Source organism: Flavobacterium myungsuense (genome assembly GCF_042677265.1).
GTDB lineage: Bacteria > Bacteroidota > Bacteroidia > Flavobacteriales > Flavobacteriaceae > Flavobacterium > Flavobacterium myungsuense.
In genome coordinates, this window is the sequence record NZ_JBHTIZ010000007.1 from 42,087 (window position 1) to 62,092 (window position 20,006).

A 20,006-nucleotide genomic window follows, 5' to 3' on the forward strand; every position below is an offset into this window, starting at 1 on the left:
CTATATTGTCGCAGTTCTATTTACTAACATTTAATGTCAAAACTTACTGCTCAAGATAAATTTCTTGACTTATCTGATTACGGAAGACCTTTCGGAAAATTTCTTGCCAATCAGCTTAAAACATCACGCTTCACCCCTATTCATGTTACTCTTCTTTTTGGGATTTCGGGTTTAATTGCGATTTATTGCATCCTAACCAATCACTATTTACTAGCAGGATTTTTCATTATTCTAAAATCGTGTATCGACGCTGCTGATGGAGAGTTGGCGCGATTAAAAAATACGCCTTCTTATGTAGGAAGATATTTAGATAGTGTCTTTGATATTATTCTGAATTTCTTATTTCTAATGACAATTTGTTATGTTTCTAAAACGAGCATTTGGATTACGATTTTAGCTTTTATTGGTATTCAATTACAAGGCACGTTATATAATTATTACTACGTGATTTTAAGAAATAAATCAGTTGGCGGAGATGCAACAAGTAAAATTTTTGAATACAAATCGCCAAAAGCTTTACCTGGTGAAACTCAAAAATCGGTTGATATTTTGTTTACAATATACACTATAGTATATGGAATATTTGATAAGATAATTCACTTTTTAGATCAAGAGGCTTACAAAGTAAAAACGTTTCCAAATTGGTTTATGACATTCGTTTCAATGTATGGATTGGGTTTTCAATTGTTGCTCATTGCTATTATGCTTCCTATGAATTGGATAGAATATATAGTACCCTTTTTTATCGTTTACACTTTGTTTATTTTTGTTCTGATTGGAATTAGAAAAGTCTTTTTGAAAGCCTAAAATCACGATAGTATTTATCTATACTAAATTATTAAATAATTATTAATGAATTATTTATATTAATTCATATAAATTATTAATTTAATATAAAATCAACCTATACAAGACTTGAATTCAGATACTTTTTCTCGACTTAGAATCACTTCTTCTATGATAAAAACAAAAAAATCACCCTCAGTTTATAGCACCATTTAGTAAAAATACCCTAAACGGTTTATAAATGACAATACCGAAGTAACCAAATCAAAACCATTTCTTCTTTTTAAAATAATACACCATTCCTAAAGCAATTATAACCATAACAGCAACTACAATATAGTAGCCATAAGCGTAGTCCAATTCAGGCATGTGCTTAAAATTCATTCCGTATACACCAACTAAAAAAGTCAAAGGCATAAATATGACCGAAACTACTGTTAGTATTTTCATGATTTCATTCATTCTGTGGCTTTGAGACGAAAAATAAAAGCTCGAAGCACTATCCAAAGTATTCATATCGTATTCTATTTGTTCTAAAATCTCTAATGACTTTTGATGCAAACGGGCAAAAAAACTATAATTTGCTTTTTCAATTCCGTCATAATCATCTTCATCGTGCTCGCTTTTTAAATTAAATAAAGCATCCCGCAATGGCAAAATAGAACGTTTCAAGAAATTTAAATGCTCTCTATTGCGTTCTATACGAACCAAAACATCAGGATTATCACTCGATTTGGCTTCAATCATCAAATCCTCAATTTGATCTTCATAAAATTCAATTGTAATATAAAAATTTTCCATTACAGCCTCTAGAAGCAAGTAGAGTAAATAATCGTTTTTCTTTTTACGAACAATACCGCTATGTGTTTTTATTCGTTCTCGAATATGAGTAAAAAAATCACTCTTCTTTTCCTGAAAAGAAACCAACAAATTGTCTTTTAACAGAAAACTAATTTGCTCGACACTGACAGAATCATAATCATTATCTGGCAAAATCGATTTGATACTAAAAAAGAGAACCTTGTCTAATTCCTCCATTTTACTTCTACGATTGGTATTGAGAATATCACTTATAATAAAAGATTCTATAGCTAGCATATCGCCAATTTCTTTTATTAAATTTATATCATGTAAACCATGAATATTCAGCCATTTAACGTCGTTATACTGAAGTTCGTCTTCAATTTCTTTTTTTACTTTTTGAATAGCAACTTTCTTATATTCTTCATAACCAGCATCGTCATAAACAAACAATTGCATCTCTACAGGATCTGTTTTATGAATTCCTGTATACTCAAAATAATTAGGTTGAACCTTTCTAACTTGTTTATATTTTATTCTTTTCAAAACGTATTAATTTTAATGTCGGAAACTATACATGAAATAAAAAAACCGTTTCAAAATTAGTCTTGAAACGGTTTTAAGGTTTTGCTGTATTTTCTTATCTTAAACTAAAGCTAGATTTAGATACTAATTCGCCGTTATCAAATACATTTACAAAGTAAGACCCTTTTTCAAAATCTTTACCTGACAAATCTTGAACAACATCAACAGTTTTATTTTCAAATTTTACAGTTGTTAAAAAACTATACGTAAGTGATTTTCCATTAAAAGACTGTGTTTCTTTTTGACCTAAAACGTTGTTTTTACTATCAATTACTTGAACATAATAGGTTTTATCTCCAGATTTAGCCACTTTATTTTCTGCGATTGTAAAGCTAATTTTTAAGATATCTGCTCTACTGGCTTTGTCTGTTGCTATTTGTTTGCCAGAACTTCTTAACTTGTAAGCAGCTGTTTTTAAGTTTAAAATACTTAGTTTTGAAGCTACTTCAACCGTTTTAGACAATTCTTCATTTTGACCTACAAGAACTTCATTGTATTTTTTAGCTTCACCTAAAACCATTACAGTGCTGTCTCTTTCAGTTGTTAACTTCGTATTTGCTGTTTTCAAAACTTCAATTTCTTGCATCATTCCTTTCATTTTAGTTTCTAAAGCAAAGTATTGCGATTTGTATTTTGCCATAGAAGCAGCATCTCCTTTAGATTTCTTTAAATCGGCAATCAAGTTAACTACTTTTTCTCTTTCTGCAATTAATTCTTCAGACATAGATGTGTTTTCAGCAATTGCTGCATCATAAGTAGCTTTCAACTCTTCCAAGTCTTTCATAACAGACTCTTTCTCAGTTTTTGTAGTTGTTAGCTCTGTTAATTGTGCTTTAGCATCTGAAGTCAACTTAAAAATATAAACTAAACTTCCCACTAGAAGTATAGCTAATACAGCTACTACAGCTTTTAGACTTGAGTTGTTTTTTTGATTTTCCATAAAATTGTGTTTAGATTGTTTTAACAAAAATAATAATATTTAAGGTAATAACGTATGTTTGTACTAATATATTATTTTAGATAGTTAATTTTTTTAATATGGACAAATTAATTCCGTTTTGTATTAATGATCTTGCAAAACTTACGAACCACAGAAGTGGAGAAATTAAGTTTGGAGAAAAAATGATTACGATTGAAAAAGGTACTGATATTAAAGCATTTATAAAAAAATGCACAGCAAAATATGTGTTATTTGGCATACCAGAAGATATTGGGGTTCGAGCTAATTTTGGGAGACCGGGAGCAGCATCGGCCTGGGAAAGTACTATAAAAAGTATTGCAAATATTCAGCATAATAAATTTTGTAAAGGTGAAGACATATTGATTTTAGGCCAATTAGATGTTAGTGAAGAAATGAAAGCTGTAGAAAATTTAGATTTTCATATTACAGGAGATAGAAAAAAACTGAGTGATTTAGTCGTTGCTATTGATAAAGAAGTAGCTCATATCATTTCTTTTATTGTAAAAGCTGGTAAAAAACCTATAATTATTGGTGGAGGACATAACAATTCTTATGGAAATATAAAAGGTACCGCTTTAGCAAAAGGAAAACCTATAAACGCCGTTAACTTTGATGCCCATTCTGATTTTAGAATTTTGGAAGGAAGACACAGTGGTAATGGTTTTTCGTATGCTTATGACGAAGGTTTTTTAAGCAAATATTTCATTTTTGGCTTACACGAAAACTATACTTCAAAAAAAGTACTCAGTAACATCAAGAAAATTCAAGATAGAGTTCGGTACAATACCTATGATGAAATCTCGATAAGAAATCAAAAAAGTTTTGATAAAGAATTAACACAAGCACTAAGTTTCATAAACAATGATTTTTTTGGAATTGAAATTGATTTAGATGCCATTCCTAATATTGCCAGTAGCGCCATGACCATAAGCGGATTTTCTGTAGAACAAGTACGCCAATTTGTGCATTATTTTGGAAAAAGTCAAAATGCGACTTACTTGCATATTTGTGAAGGCGCACCTGACCTATGCGCTGAGAAAGACAACAACCTCATCGGAAAATTGATTGGATATTTAGTGACCGATTTTATAAAAGCCAACAACCCATTAGAAGAAAAAATTAATTATATGGATGTGAAGTTTTAATGATAAAAATCCAACTCAATTAAATAAACTATCTTTGCCCAGAATCCTATCACTTTTGCTGGATTCTTAATATACAAAAATATGTTATTTGAAGATTTATCACTTTCTAAAAGTATCCAAAAAGCCGTTTTCGAAGAAGGCTATACAGAGGCTACCCCAATACAAGAACAATCGATTCCTATCGTTTTATCAGGCAGAGATTTAATAGGTTGCGCTCAAACAGGAACAGGAAAAACGGCGGCTTTTGCTATTCCAATTATACATCAGTTACACCGAATTGTTGGTTCTTCAAAAAGAGCCAAACCCATTCGCGCACTAGTAATTACTCCTACAAGAGAATTAGCCGTTCAAATTGGTCAAAACTTTGATCGCTATGGAAAATACACCAATTTAACTCAGTTGACCATTTTTGGTGGTGTTTCTCAAATTCCACAAGTAGATGTTTTACGAAAAGGAGTCGATATTCTGATCGCAACTCCTGGTCGATTATTAGACTTACACAAACAAGGATTTATAGATTTAGACCAATTGCACACTTTAGTCTTAGATGAGGCCGATCAAATGTTAGATATGGGTTTTGTAAATGACGTAAAGAAAATTGTAAAACTAACTCCAAATAATAGACAAACTTTATTATTCTCTGCAACGATGCCAATCGCCATTAGAGAATTGGCTGAAATGTTTCTGAAAAATCCTGCAACCGTAACGGTTTCTCCTGTTTCATCTACGGCTGAAAAAGTAGAACAACGCGTTTATTTTGTAGATAAAACCGAAAAAAGAAACTTATTGTATCATTTGATTCGCAATGAAAAACTGTCGGACGTTTTGGTTTTTTCTAGAACAAAACACGGAGCGGACAATGTGGTAAAAGCCTTGCGTAAACATGGCGTTGCTGCCGAAGCTATTCACGGTGACAAGTCGCAAACGGCAAGACAACGTGTTTTAGATGCTTTCAAAAATAAAGAAGTGGGTGTTTTGGTTGCTACCGATATCGCAGCTCGTGGTATTGATATAGACCAATTGCCTTTTGTAATTAATTTCGATTTACCTAATATTCCGGAAACCTATGTACACCGAATAGGTAGAACTGGACGTGCAGGAAATGGCGGAATTGCCATATCGTTTTGCAGTAAAGACGAAGAACCGTATTGGAAAGACATTATGAAATTGATAAAAGTGGATGTGAAAACTATTTCAGATCATCCGTATCCTTGGCATGCAGGAAGTCCTGAAGGTACAGTAGCAACTCCTCCTAAAAACTCCAATCGTAGTGGTGAAAAGCACAAATCAAGAAAATCTGAAGCTTCTAAACAAAATAAAAAACGCTGGTATTAACCAGCGTTTTTGTTTTTAACCTCTAATCAATTTCCTGTATTTTAATCGTTTTGGGGTTAAATCTCCACCCAAACGTTTCTTTTTATTTTCTTCATAATCAGAGAATCCTCCTTCAAAATAATACACGTCTGAGTTGCCTTCAAAAGCTAAAATGTGCGTACAAATTCTATCTAAAAACCATCTGTCGTGTGAAATTACAACGGCACATCCTGCAAAATTCTCTAATCCTTCTTCTAAAGCACGAAGCGTATTAACATCTAAATCATTGGTAGGCTCATCTAATAACAGTACGTTACCTTCTTCTTTTAAAGTCATCGCAAGATGCAAACGGTTACGTTCTCCACCAGATAAAGTTGCTACTTTTTTGTTTTGATCACTTCCTCCAAAGTTAAAACGGGATAAATACGCTCTCGAATTGACTTGTCGTCCGCCCATCATAATCAATTCTTGCCCATCACAGAAATTTTCCCAAATGGATTTCTCTGGATTAATATTAGAATGCGCTTGATCTACGTAAGCAATTTTAACGGTATCGCCTATGGTAAACTCACCTGCATCAGGTTTTTCTTCACCCATAATCATTCTAAAAATAGTCGATTTACCAGCTCCATTCGGACCAATAACTCCAACAATTCCAGCCTGTGGTAAAGTAAAATTCAAATTATCGTAAAGTAATTTATCTCCAAAAGCTTTACTAACTCCTTTAGCTTCAATTACATTTGTTCCTAATCTAGGTCCATTCGGAATATAAATTTCGAGTTTTTCGTCTAGTTGTTTTTGGTCTTCATTTAGCAATTTATCGTAGTTCTGCAAACGTGCTTTTTGTTTGGTTTGACGCCCTTTCGCACCTTGACGTACCCAATCCAACTCGCGTTCTAATGTTTTTCTGCGTTTAGAAGCTACCTTTTCTTCTGATGCCATACGTATTGTTTTTTGGTCCAACCAAGACGAATAATTTCCTTTCCAAGGAATGCCTTCTCCTCTATCCAACTCTAAAATCCAACCCGCAACATTATCTAAAAAGTATCTATCGTGAGTTACTGCAATTACAGTTCCTGCATATTGAGCCAAATGTTGCTCTAACCAAAGCACGCTTTCTGCATCTAAGTGATTCGTTGGCTCATCTAAAAGCAAAACATCGGGTTGTTGCAACAACAAACGACATAATGCAACACGTCGACGCTCTCCTCCTGAAAGATTTTTAATTGGTGTATCGCCTTCAGGTGTGCGCAAGGCATCCATGGCAATTTCTAGTTTGGTATCAATTTCCCAAGCACCAAGCGCATCAATTTTGTCTTGCAATTCGGCTTGTCTGTTCATCAATTTGTCCATTTTATCAGCATCAGAATAATTTTCTTCAAGACCAAATAAATCATTGATTTGATTGTATTCTTCTAGCACTTTCATGGTTTCTGCAACACCTTCGCGAACAATTTCGATTACCGTTTTAGAATCATCAAGGATTGGCTCTTGTTCTAAATATCCAACCGTGTAACCCGGTTGAAAAACAACATCACCTTGATAGTTTTTATCAACTCCTGCAATGATTTTTAAAAGAGAAGATTTCCCTGAACCGTTTAGACCTAATATTCCAATTTTAGCTCCGTAAAAGAAACTCAAATAGATGTTTTTGAGCACTGGTTTATCTGCTCCTGGATAGGTTTTACTCAATTTCTGCATTGAGAATATTACTTTCTTATCGTCTGACATAATTGATTTTTTAATTTTGTTATTTAACTGATAATTATTGGTTTATAAATCATGAAACTTCTATAAATGCTCTGTTACATTGAAAATGTTCCCACTTAATGTGCACATTTGATACATTTATTTTGTAATCATAATTTGAAAAAACGTATTCTATGGCAACAAAGATAGTTCTAAATAAAAAGAATGCAAATGATGATTTTGGAATTCTTAGTATTCAATCTTTTAATAATGGTAAAAAAATTAAAAAGAGTTTAGGCATCAGAGTATCTATTGATGATTTTAAATATCATTTTAATTCTGATTTTAATTCTTCCAATCGATAAGAAATTAAATTTAAACAAATTAATTCTAAATTCAGCATATGTACTTATGAGTTTGAAAATGATTTAGAAATTACAAAAGAATCTAAAGTAATAGTACTCTAATAATTGATAAAGCTAAAGATAATGTTATTGATAATAGATTATCATATATTCAATATTTCAAGCATTTTTTTTACTTTTTTATTTTGAATTCACCTAAAAATAAATGGCAATTTATTCAAGGAAAAATTATAAATAAAAGTAGCTTTTTATACGTGGTTGTAAAACTGTCTAAAACCACATCATATAACGATTTGACAAAAAAATAATTCATAAAAAAAATGGCTCATAAATGAGCCATTTTTATTTTTATTCAATAATTGAAACTATCTTTTTGGTTTCACTCCCCTTATCAGTAGTAACTCTAAGAAAATATACTTGTCCTGATTTCCTTAAGAATTTGACATTTAACCTGATTTCCTTGTCATTATATCCATTTGTATCGTTCTCCTTTTGAAGTAAAACACCTCTGATGTCATAGATTTCAATTAAAACATTGGTATCTTTCTCGATATTATATTTTACATATAATTCATCTTTAAACGGAACCGGATAAACATTAAAACTTGAAGTCATTACTTCAGAAATTTGTGATGTTCTAGCAACTGAATCTACAACTGAACAACTAGAAACTAAGTCTATACTAGTTTGAGAATTTGGAAGCAAAATATAATTATTTGCAATACCATCATTCAAATTATCAATACTAGTTGAGAAACTATAAGTAACTTTTGGTGCAATACTGCCTGTAAAAGCATCTCCTTGTAATGATTTTGTTTCATATTTCACAGATAACACATAAGTTGCACCTGGTACTGCATTAAAAATTGTCAAACTGCCTTGAGAGTTATTTGAACCACTACGAACGCCTGCATCGGACAGTTTATTGCAATTAGGATTCCATAATACTATTTGATTTGAAGCTTGTATAGACATCAATTTGTATTGGTTAGCTGGAATTGAAGTAGCTTTTGTTTCAGTTACTTTGATAGTAAATTTTGAGCTAGGAGCTACAATAGAAGTGTAATAAAAGAAAACTTCTGGAGTAACTGTTTTTATTCTATTTCTGGTTACAGAGTAACAAAGATTATTTAATAATCTTTTCTTAGTGTTTTGTCTGTAATCACTACAGGTAGTTCCTGTACGAAAAATGTCGGCATTGCTTGCAAAACACGTTTTAAATATGCTAATGCTTTTAGTTGGACTATCACATCCATTAATTATTTGTTTCACAGAATACACACCAGTAGAATTTACAGTAAGTAAAGGAGTTGTTGATCCTGTATTCCATACTAAACTGCCTGTGTATCCGCTTGCAGTTAAAGTCCAAGTCCCATTACAATTATCTATGAAACTAACAGAAGGCGCCGATGGCTGTGTACCTGTTATCTCCCATTGACATTTAGTAGTATTGAATGTGGCTGTTTGGTAACATGCTGTCGTTGGTTTCAATGGTTGCGTTCCAGTAACCACCCATTTACAGGTTACAGTATCAAAAGCAGCCGATTGGTAACACGCTAAGTCAGTTGGTTTCGATTCTTGCGTTCCAGAAACCACCCATTTACAAGTTGCAGTATCAAAAGCAGCCGACTGGTAACAAGCTAAGTCAGTTGGTTTCGGTTCTTGCGTTCCAGAAACCACCCATTTACAAGTTGCGGTATCAAAAGCAGCGATTTGGTAACAAGCTAAGTCAGTTGGTTTAGGTGCTTGCGTTCCAGAAACTACCCATTTGCAGTTTGTAGTATCAAAAGCAGCCGATTGGTAACAAGCTAAATTAGTTGGTTCAGGATCTTGCGTTCCAGAAACTACCCATTTACAAGTTGCAGTATCAAAAGCAGCCGATTGGTAACAAGCTAAGTCAGAAGGTTTAGGCTCTTGCGTTCCAGAAACTACCCATTTACAAGTTGCGGTATCAAAAACAGCCGATTGGTAACAAGCTAATTCAGTTGGTTTAGGTTCTTGCGTTCCAGAAACTACCCATTTGCAGTTTGTAGTATCAAAAGCAGCCGATTGGTAACAAGCTAAATTAGTTGGTTCAGGATCTTGCGTTCCAGAAACCACCCACTTACAAGTTTCAGTATCAAAAGCAGCTGATTGGTAACAAGCTAAATCAGTTGGTTTAGGTTCTTGCGTTCCAGAAACCACCCACTTACAAGTTTCAGTATCAAAAGCAGCCGATTGGTAACAAGCTAAGTCATTTGGTTTCGGTTCTTGCGTTCCAGAAATCACCCATTTACAAGTTGCAGTATCAAAAGCAGCCGACTGGTAACAAGCCAAGTCAGTTGGTTTCGGTTCTTGCGTTCCAGAAACCACCCATTTACAAGTTGCAGTATCAAAATCAGCCGATTGGTAACAAGCCAAGTCAGTTGGTTTAGGGTCTTGCGTTCCAGAAACTACCCATTTACAAGTTGTCGTATCAAAAGCAGCCGATTGGTAACAAGCTAAATTAATTGGTTCAGGTTCTTGTGTTCCAGAAACCACCCATTTACAAGTTGCGGTATCAAAATCAGCGATTTGGTAACAAGCTAAGTCAGTTGGTTTAGGGTCTTGCGTTCCAGAAACTACCCATTTGCAGGTTGCAGTATCAAAATCAGCCGTTTGGTAACAAGCCAAGTCAGTTGGTTTAGGGTCTTGCGTTCCAGAAACCACCCATTTACAGTTTGCAGTATCAAAAGCAGCCGATTGGTAACAAGCTAAGTCAGTTGGTTTAGGTTCTTGCGTTCCTGCAATATCCCAATCACATGAAGTAGTATTGAAGGTAGCAGTTTCATAACATGCTGTATCTGGCTTTACCGGTTGCGTACCTGTTACCTCCCACTGACAAGTAGTGGTATTTAATGTAGCTGTCTCGTAACACGCTATTTCTGGCTTTGTCGCTTGTGTTTCTTTATCATCGCATCCCGAACAAAATTCATTATATGTAGCCGTATCATCTTTAAAACCTGCCCAATTGGTGTCTGAATAAACTTTGTCATCTACTTGTATACAAGACAAATTGGGATTTTGCGCAAAATTCAATTCAGTCATATTTGAATTATTTGTATTCTTTATATTCAAATAGGTTAATTGATTGGAATCACAAAACAAATTCGTCAATGCACTGTTATTACTCAAATCTAAAGCGGTTAATTGATTGGAACCACAAGATAAGAATGTCAATGCCGGGTTTTTACTTACGTCTAAGGTGGTTAATTGATTGCTACCACAAGACAACAACTGCAATGCAGGGTTATTACTTACGTCTAAGAAAGAGAGTTGATTGGAATTATTAAAGGTACTAATTGTACTTCTTGAACTAACAGCTACAGGAGTTATTTGATTAGAAGAGCACCACAAAGCCGTCAAGGCTATATTTTTACTCACATCTAGGGCTGTTAGTTGATTGTTGCTACAATTCAATTCTGTCAATGCTATATTATTGCTAACATCCAAGACTGTTAGTTGATTGTTACTAAAATCCAATGTAGTCAATGCTATATTATTGCTAACATCTATGGACGTTAATTGATTGTTACTAAAATCTAATGTTGTCAAGGCTAAATTATTGCTAACATCTATGGACGTTAATTGATTACCACTAAAATCCAATGTAGTCAAGGCAAGATTCTTACTAAGATCTACGGACGTTAATTGATTGCCACTAAAATCCAATGTAGTTAAGGCAAGATTCTTACTAAGATCTAAGGTTGTTAATTGATTATTTTCACAACGCAATGCTGTCAATGCTGTAAAATTCTCAATCCCTGTTAAATCAGTAATATTGCTGGAAGAAATATCTAAATAGGTCACAGTTTCAATTGCTGAAGTTAAGACTTTATCATCAGACACCGCATCAACAATTCCTAGATTGATTAGTAATTGCTGCAAATTAGCATCCGGAATTAGCGTGTATTCTGTTGCAGGTACATTAGGACAACTTTCTTCATAAGAGGCAGTGGCATCTTTAAACCCTGCCCAATTACTGTCTGCATACGCTTTGTCATCAACTTGTATGCAAGTTAAATTGGGATTTTGTTTAAAACTTGAATTATAACTAATTAGCTTCGTTATGTTCTTTATATTTACACTAGTTAATTGGTTGTTATTACAATTTAAAATTTTTAATTCTTTATTCTTACTTACATCTAGTGTTTTTAATTGATTGTTATCACAATACAAATAAGCCAGTGTAGTGTTACTGCTTAGATCTAATTTTGTTATTTTGTTACCGCTACAATACAAAGAAGCCAATTTAGTGTTACTGCTCAAATCTAAGGTGGTTAATTGACCGGAACCACAAATCAAACCCTCAAGTGAAATGTTTTTACTAACATCTAATTCAGTTAAATTGTTTCCGGCCCAATTCAAAAAAGTCAATTCGATGTTTTTACTTACATCTAATGTTGGTAATTGATTTAAAATACAGCTCAAATACTTTAATGAAATATTTTTACTTACATCTAGTGTTGTTAATTGATTTTCGTCACAATTCAAAAAAGTCAATTTGATGTTTTTACTTAAATCTAGTGTTGTTAATTGATTATTATTACAGAACAATTCCTTTAATGCCGCAAAATCCTGAATCCCTGTTAAATCTGTAATATTCCTACCAGGAATACCCATATCAGTCACAGTTTCAATCGCTGAAGTTAAGACTTTTCCATCAAAAGTACCTTTATCTAAACCTGCTTCAATTAAATAAGATTCAAAATTAATATCGGGAATGAGCGTATATACTGGTTCTATAAAATTGGTGCAAATTTCTTCATAAGTAGCACTTGTATTTTTATAATTTTCCCAATTAGTATCTGCATATAACTTATTATCTACTTGAATGCAGGATAAGTTGGGGTTTTGTAAAAAATCTAAATAAGTCATGTTTGAATTATTTGTATTTTTTATATTTATAGAGGTTATTTGATTGTTTGCACAATCCAAACTAATTAATGCACTGTTTTTACTGACATCTAATGTTGTTAATTGATTGCTTTTGCAATTCAAATTTGTCAATGCTGAAAAATCCTGAATCCCTGTTAAATCAGTAATACCACTCGAAGAAACATCTAACACGGTTATAGTATCAATAGATGAAGTTAACACTTCGCCATCAGCAGTGCCACTATCGAAACCTAATTCAATTAATTTATTTTCAAAATTTACATCGGGAATAAGCGTGTATCCTGATCCTGAACAACTTTCTTGAAAACTTGCGGTAATATCTTTATTATTTTGCCATTTACTATCCGCATAATACTTATTAGCGACCTGAATACAGGATAATGACGGATTTTCTTTACAATACAAATATCTTAAATTCTTCAGTCCTCTCACGTTTAAACTTGTTAATTGATTACCTTCACAAGTCAAGCTTGCTAAAACCTGCAACCCACTCAAGTTTAAACTCGTCAATTGATTGCTATTGCAATTCAAATTTGTCAATGCTACAAAATCCTGAATCCCTGTTAAATCAGTGATACCGCTAGAAGAAATATCTAACTCGGCTATACCATTAATAGAAAAGGTCAATACTTCGCCATTAGCGGTACCGCTGTCGAAACCTAATTCAATTAATTTATTTTCAAAATTTACATCGGGAATGATTGTATATCCTGATACACTACTTTCTTGATAACTTGCTGTAGTATCTTTATAATATTGCCAATAAGTGTCTGAATAAACCTTGTTATCTACTTGTATGTATTTTAAATTTGGGTTATCCGCAAAATTACTATAGCCATCTTTATTCAAATTTGTATTATTCGTGTTTTTTAAATTCAAATTGATTAATTGATTGATATTACAATACAAACTTATTAATGCAGTATTTTTACTTAAATCTAATGTTGTTAATTGATTGTTTGCACAATCCAAACTAGTTAATGCGCTGTTTTTACTAACATCTAAAGCTGTTAATTGATTGCTATTGCAATTCAAATCAGTCAATGCCACAAAATCCTGAATTCCAGTTAAATCAGTTATGTTGCTCGAAGAAACATCTAAAAAGGTTATAGTGTTAATAGAAGAAGTCAAAATTTCACCATCAGCAGTACCACTGTCGAAACCTAATTCAATTAATTTATTTTCAAAATTTACATCTGGAATAAGTGTGTAAAATGATGCACAACTTTCCTCATAAAAGGCAGTTGCATCTTTAACGTATAGTAAATTGGTGTCTGAATAAACCTTGTCATCTACTTGTATGCAAGTTAAATTTGGATTTTGAGTAAAACTATTATACCCATAACTAATTAAATTTGTATTTTTTAAATTCAAATAGCTTAATTGATTGTTGGAACAAACCAAACCATTTAATGCAGTGTTTTTACTAACATCTAATTTAGTTAATTGATTATTTTCACAACGCAATGCGGTCAATGAAATGTTTTTACTTACATCTAATGTAGTTAATGTGTTGCCGCTGCAATCCAGATAAGTCAATTCGATGTTTGATGTTTTTACTTACATCTAGCGTTGTTAATTGATTGTTATAGCAAAACAAATTAGACAATGCAATGTTTTTACTAACATCTAATGTAGATAATGAGTTGCGACCACAATCCAATGAAGTCAATGCCGCAAAATCCTGAATTCCTGTTAAATCAGTAATTATACCATTTGAACTTGTAAAACCATCAACATAAGAAACATCTAACGAAGTTAGAGTATTGATGTATGAAGTCAAGACTTTACCATCATAAGTACCTGTATCTATTCCCAATGCAATTAATTTAGATTCAAAATTAAAATCGGGAATGGACGTATATCCTGCTTCAGGAAAATTGGGACAAATTTCTTCATAAGTGGCAGTAAGATCTTTATAATTTTCCCAGTATTCATCTGCCCATAACTTATTATATACTTTAATACAGGTTAAGTTGGGGTTTTGTAAAAAATTATAATAAGTTACGCCATAGTAATTTGGAATTTTTATATTCAAAGAGGTTAGTTGATTGTTTGCACAATTAAAACTAGTTAATAAATTGTTTCTGCTTACATCTAATGTTGTTAATTGATTACTATTGCAATTCAAATTTGTCAATGCCACAAAATCCTGAATCCCTGTTAAATCAGTAATGGCGCTTGAAGAAACATCCAACACGCTTATAGTGTTAATAGATGAGGTCAAGACTTGGCCATCAGCAGTACCACCGTCGAGACCTAATTCGATTAATTTATTTTCAAAATTTACATCGGGAATGAGAGTATATCCTGATCCGCCACAACTTTCTTGATAACTTGCGGTATAATCTTTATAAAATTGCCATTTATTATCCGAATAATACTTATTATCGACTTGAATGCAACTTAGGTTTGGGTTTCCCATGAAATCTAAATTATAACTATATGAATAGTCATTTTTCATATTAAGATTATTTGCATTTTTTATATTCAAGTAGGTTAATTGATTGTAGGAACAAATTAAACTATTTAGCGCACTGTTTTTACTTACATCTAAAGAGGTTATTTGATTATAGGGACAGTACAAATAACTCAATGCAGTGTTTTTACTAACATCTAGGGAAGTTAATTTATTGTATGGACAAAACAATCCTCTTAACGCGATAAAATCCTGAATCCCTGTTAAGTCAGTGATTTGAATTCCTCCGATAAAAGATGAGACATCTAAGTAAGTCACAGTATTAATTTTTGAAGTCAAAACTTTTCCATCTTGCACATTATCAAGACCTAATTTTATTAATTTATTTTCAAAATTCACATCGGGAATGAGCGTGTAACCGAATCCTGGTGAACAATTTTCTTCGTAACTTGTTGTATTATCTTTATAATTTTGCCAGCCATTGTCAGCATAGTTCTTATTATCTACTAGTATACAAGATAAATTGGGGTTTTGTAAAAAATTCAAATGAGTCAATTTTGAATTATTGGTATTCTTTAAATTTAAATATGTTAATTGATTGGAAAAACAAAACAATTCCGTCAGTGCAATGTTATTACTAACATCTAACGCAGTTAATTGATTGTAACTACATCCCAAGTTTATCAATTCTATGTTATTACTAACATCTAAGATGGATAATTGATTAAGTGAACAATTAAAAATCTTCAGTAAGATATTTTTACTTACATCTAATTTAGTAAGTTCATTGTTAGTACATACTAAATAAGACAACATATTATTATTGCTAACATCTAATATTGTTAATTGATTGTAAGAAGAATTTAAAAAATCTAATAAATTGTTTTTACTAACATCTAATGTTGTTAAATTATTTCCGCTACAATTTAATTTAGTTAATGCCGTATTTTCGCTTACATCTAGTGTTGTTAATTTATTGTTATAAAATTGAAAAGATGTTAAAGCCGTCAATTCAATTACATTTAAACTTGTTAATTGATTATTATTAAAATTCAAATATTCTAAAGACTTCAATCCACTTAAGTTTACACTTGTTAGTTGATTATAATAACAATTCAAAGAAATTAAAGCCGTCAATCCACTTAAATTTAAACTTGTTAATTGATTAAAAGAACAATCAAAAAATGTCAAAGCCTTCAATCCACTGACATTTAAACTTGTTAATTGATTATTATTACAAGACAAATTTGTTAAAGCAACAAAATCCTGAATACCTGTTAAATCAAAAATAGATTTAACGTCAACATTTAAATAGGTTAGTTTATTAATATTTGCGGTCAAAACTTTTCCGTCTATTGCGCCGCTGTCATAACCTTGTGCTATTAAGGCTTGCTCAAAATTAGCATCAGGAATTAAGGTGTATTGTGCAAAAATAGAGGTAGTTGTAAAAATAAAAAGAAGGAGTACCTTTTTTCTCATGACTTGTGTTTTTATAAATAAAATTCTCGCGAAGAAAATGTTAAATTTTAAATAAACAATGCTGAAAATAAAGAAAAATAAATAAAAATCAATTCACCGAACAATATGGTTTTTCATCGATTTTTTTTAGTAAGAAAAGTATGCGTTTGTAAAATCAAAACCTAACATTTTTTTACTTAGACACTTTAGAAAATAATACCTTGATTAAGGGATTATTAGATTTATTTGATATAAAAATATTCCAATTTGTATTACAAAATTTATAAAGCAATACTAATCAATTGTTTAAAACAAGAATATTACTTTTTTGATTTTCTGCAATATTATAAATTTTAAAGACTTTCACCGAGGCAACAAAGATAGTTCTAAATAAAAAGAATTCAATAGATGATTATGTGTGTCTCTTCAAACTATCGTGAACTTTTGTTAAGAAGATATTCCGTTAATTATTTCAAAGATAAATGTTTTTCTTTAATGCTAATTAATTTCATTTTTTCGAACTCCTTTCTTCTGTTAACTTAAACCGCTCTCTTTACCATTTTTCGTTATTTATGTTTTTTCCTTCTCTCCAAAATAAAAATCGAGAGTAGTTGGGCTAATTAATGAATCGCAATATCATCAATTGATTTAACAATAAAGAAACTTATTTATAGTAAATTGGAACTCTTAAGAAGTGAATAATTATAGCGTTTCTAGAGTTTTTTCATTATTCTGTGGTAGTATTTTTCAATTAGAGCAGAAGATGATTACCATCTCATCAATATACATTAACGAGGTTCGTATACGATTGTAAAACGGTCTACAAAAGTTCCTTCCTTAGAGAAAAAAGTATATGAATCATTAGTTAAATTGTGCAGTTTATTTTTGAGTTTGTCTTTTATATAAATATTTTGCGAACCCTCTTTAAATACCCCCACGGTATGATCAATAGCAATAGTATACGTACCCGAAACATCGACGCTGTAGGATAAAGGGACGATATCGTCAGAAGTAAATTCAGGTCTTCCCTGAATGGAATAATAATTACCATCAATTAAACTTGTTAAGTAAAAATCTTGATTAATATTTCTCCCATCAATCCCTTTGTCTTCTGCTAAAGTACCTTTGGAACTATAACCTACCGCCATTTGATTATAAACACCGTTATTTTTACTCAAATTCAGCCAATACAATCCCTTCTGAGGTGTTACTGTTTGTGAATTCACAAAATCTGGATTAGCTTGGGTAATTCTTCGCATACTATTGGTAAAAATCAGCTTTGAATCACTAGTTGCTTTCACAAAAAAACCCTGTGCAATGTTTATAAACCAGTTAGACTCATCTCCCTCTTTAAAATAGCCAATAGACAAATCCTCTTTATTACTATTAGAAACATAAGCGATTTTGGTCAATGTTGCATATGAATTTGCTGCAACATCAGTATTGACTTTATCTAAAAAATAAAGTGTCCCATTAATTGTTGCATTGCTATCTATAAAATTATGAACATTAACAGCTGAAGGGTATGGATTTCCAACCATATTGTATCCCTCTTTCATTTCAATATGCATTGTACCATTGTTGGGAACCCCTAAAAAATTAGCATCGTTTGCTGTTGAAACTGTTCGATAATCTTTAGAAAGTTTTATTAAATACTCTTCTTCAGATAACTTTTCATCTGAACTTTTTTTTCTAGTTGTATCTGTATTGTTATGTTCCACACCCGCATAAGTCCTTTCTTGTAAATTGATTTGAGGTGACTTAGCTAAAGTACTAAGTTGATTGTCTTGTCCGAAAGAAACGACAGAAAATGAAAATATTGCAAAAAGCACAACTCTTTTTTTGATTTCAAAAAATGTATCTGTTGCCATATATTTTGAATTTTAATAGAACTAAATTAGATTATATCTTATCTAACATTACTAAAATTTCGACAAATAGACCATATGTGTATACCAAAAGCATATATATGTAGACAAATGGCTATTTTAATTCATTGAATATACCATTCAATCATAAAGGATTCAATAAAAAAAAATGACTGTGAAATTAAACTGCAATTTCAAAACTTAGACAAAGCCCATAATATGTAATTATAATGAATTAAAGCTAGTATTTACTTAAAATAAATAACCGTTTAACTAATTTTTAAGACCTTTTGACATACATATATTGCTATCTGTCGAAATAAAAACGAAGTAAAATTCAATTAAGTTAATTTTGATAGTGTTACCAGAGCCAAATACATAATTATGATGATAATTTACAAAACCAACGAAAACCATTTCTGCATTAATAATAAAGGCATTATCAATGTGTATAACCTCAATCAAGTCAAGAAGTTGAGGGTTTTAAAACAGAGAGATCTAAAATTAAATATCATTCTCCTTTTGAGTTCGATATTTTGTTTTTCTATAGCATTCTTTATTAGTGAGATTTTCGAAATTGTCAGGATTTTTTCTTTTCTGTTCTCTGGCATCTTCTTTTTATTTTCATTAAAACATTGGGATTACAATTACAACCTAATTCTCATTTTTAAAGATTATAGTTTTGTCAAAATACAGATTAACAACGTTGATATTGAAGACGTTAAACGAGATGTGCTTAAAATAAACAAAGGATTGATTAAGGATAGTGATAGCTACTGGTTTTCAAGCAATGAGATGATGTCAGCCTCAAGTTAATAAAAAAAACTATTGATTATAAATAATAATTAGATTAGTTAGAGTATTTCAAACATAAGTATGGAAGAAAGTAAAGAATACTCTACAAAATAAATCTTAAGTATTAAAACTACAGCCGATGTAAAGTTATTTCTCGAAATAACAGCCTTAAAATGAACTAGTAAAAAACAAAATCAAAAACTATATTAACATTACGATTTTTAATTATTCCAAATGAAAAAACAAATATTTGTATATGATAAAGATATGTGTTTTAATTATTTACTTAAAAAAAGTTACTCTGATCACTTTGAAATAGAGTCTTACACTACAAGAAAAAAAATTATACCTGATAGTAATAATAATTATGCAGCTGCATTTTTTACAATCAATACCCTTGAAGATTTTCATTTCTTTTTGAACTCCTCTGAACTCTTCAAAAATCTATATGTGATTACTTCTGTTAGGCTTTTTGAGTTCCAGATTAGCAGTATGATGTCGAATAATATCGTAATTTTTGATTTTAATGATGATGTTAAAAAAAATATCATAAGAGAACTTGATTTTCAGTTAAAACTAAAAAAGTTGCTTTAATTTTCATATTAAATTTTACAACAAAATATATTACTCTACAATTTTATAGAACATATTTTGATAGATTATAAAAAAAGCAAAAAACTAAATTCACATAGTTATAGCCTTTTATTTTGTATTTCATGAGAATCAAGAAAATAATCAATACGTTAAACCAATAAGAATTAACCTCAACATTATGAGCTCTAAAATTTGAGAACTCTAAATCAAACATTAAAAAATTGACCAACTATTACTCTTTTGCCTTTTCTTAAATTCTAATGCGACTTTAAAAGCTATGTGTTAATAAATTTACTATTTTTGATTAAT

The 20,006-nt window shown here is 31.2% G+C and carries 11 protein-coding genes; 5 read left to right on the forward strand and 6 right to left on the reverse strand.

Annotated elements, in window-relative coordinates:
• Positions 1-33 precede the first annotated feature (33 nt).
• Positions 34-807, forward strand: a complete 774-nt coding sequence (locus ACFQ0S_RS02965) for a CDP-alcohol phosphatidyltransferase family protein (protein WP_379753704.1) — start codon at positions 34-36, stop codon at positions 805-807.
• Positions 808-1,050: 243 nt separating this feature from the next.
• Here ACFQ0S_RS02965 and corA read toward each other — a convergent pair whose 3' ends face one another.
• A complete protein-coding gene (gene corA / locus ACFQ0S_RS02970) occupies positions 1,051-2,133 on the reverse strand; it encodes a magnesium/cobalt transporter CorA (RefSeq protein ID WP_379753707.1) in 1,083 nt (360 codons plus the stop codon).
• A gap of 94 nt (positions 2,134-2,227) precedes the next feature.
• Positions 2,228-3,112: a hypothetical protein gene (locus tag ACFQ0S_RS02975; RefSeq protein ID WP_379753710.1), complete on the reverse strand. Its 885-nt coding sequence runs from the start codon at positions 3,110-3,112 to the stop codon at positions 2,228-2,230.
• A 98-nt stretch (positions 3,113-3,210) separates the two neighbouring features.
• Between ACFQ0S_RS02975 and ACFQ0S_RS02980 the strand changes: the two genes are divergently transcribed.
• Together ACFQ0S_RS02980 and ACFQ0S_RS02985 are read left to right on the forward strand one after the other, a co-directional pair.
• The gene (locus ACFQ0S_RS02980) at positions 3,211-4,278 is read left to right on the forward strand and encodes a formimidoylglutamase (protein ID WP_379753713.1); all 1,068 of its coding nucleotides are present in this window, start codon (positions 3,211-3,213) and stop codon (positions 4,276-4,278) included.
• Between the two features lie 81 nt (positions 4,279-4,359).
• Positions 4,360-5,613, forward strand: coding sequence for a DEAD/DEAH box helicase (locus tag ACFQ0S_RS02985; RefSeq protein WP_379753716.1), 1,254 nt, complete (start codon positions 4,360-4,362; stop codon positions 5,611-5,613).
• A gap of 15 nt (positions 5,614-5,628) precedes the next feature.
• Here ACFQ0S_RS02985 and ettA read toward each other — a convergent pair whose 3' ends face one another.
• Entirely contained in the window at positions 5,629-7,323 is a 1,695-nt protein-coding gene (gene ettA, locus ACFQ0S_RS02990; RefSeq protein ID WP_379753719.1) for an energy-dependent translational throttle protein EttA, read from the reverse strand.
• 152 nt (positions 7,324-7,475) lie between these two features.
• On the opposite strand from ettA, the gene ACFQ0S_RS02995 reads away from it, so the two are divergent.
• Entirely contained in the window at positions 7,476-7,646 is a 171-nt protein-coding gene (locus ACFQ0S_RS02995) for a hypothetical protein (protein ID WP_379753722.1), read from the forward strand.
• Positions 7,647-7,994: 348 nt separating this feature from the next.
• Here ACFQ0S_RS02995 and ACFQ0S_RS03000 read toward each other — a convergent pair whose 3' ends face one another.
• The 3 genes from ACFQ0S_RS03000 to ACFQ0S_RS03010 form a co-directional block, all read right to left on the reverse strand.
• Positions 7,995-14,102 carry a T9SS type A sorting domain-containing protein gene (locus ACFQ0S_RS03000; protein WP_379753725.1) on the reverse strand — a complete coding sequence of 2,036 codons (6,108 nt, stop codon included), beginning with the start codon at positions 14,100-14,102 and terminating at the stop codon, positions 7,995-7,997.
• Positions 14,050-16,461 (reverse strand): leucine-rich repeat domain-containing protein, encoded by a 2,412-nt coding sequence (locus ACFQ0S_RS03005; protein WP_379753728.1) that lies wholly within the window; start codon positions 16,459-16,461, stop codon positions 14,050-14,052. Before ACFQ0S_RS03005 ends, ACFQ0S_RS03000 begins: the two co-directional genes overlap by 53 nt.
• A gap of 767 nt (positions 16,462-17,228) precedes the next feature.
• Positions 17,229-18,311, reverse strand: a complete 1,083-nt coding sequence (locus tag ACFQ0S_RS03010; RefSeq protein ID WP_379753732.1) for a hypothetical protein — start codon at positions 18,309-18,311, stop codon at positions 17,229-17,231.
• 1,026 nt (positions 18,312-19,337) lie between these two features.
• Here ACFQ0S_RS03010 and ACFQ0S_RS03015 point away from each other — a divergent pair.
• The gene (locus tag ACFQ0S_RS03015; RefSeq protein ID WP_379753736.1) at positions 19,338-19,697 is read left to right on the forward strand and encodes a hypothetical protein; all 360 of its coding nucleotides are present in this window, start codon (positions 19,338-19,340) and stop codon (positions 19,695-19,697) included.
• Positions 19,698-20,006: the final 309 nt, after the last annotated feature.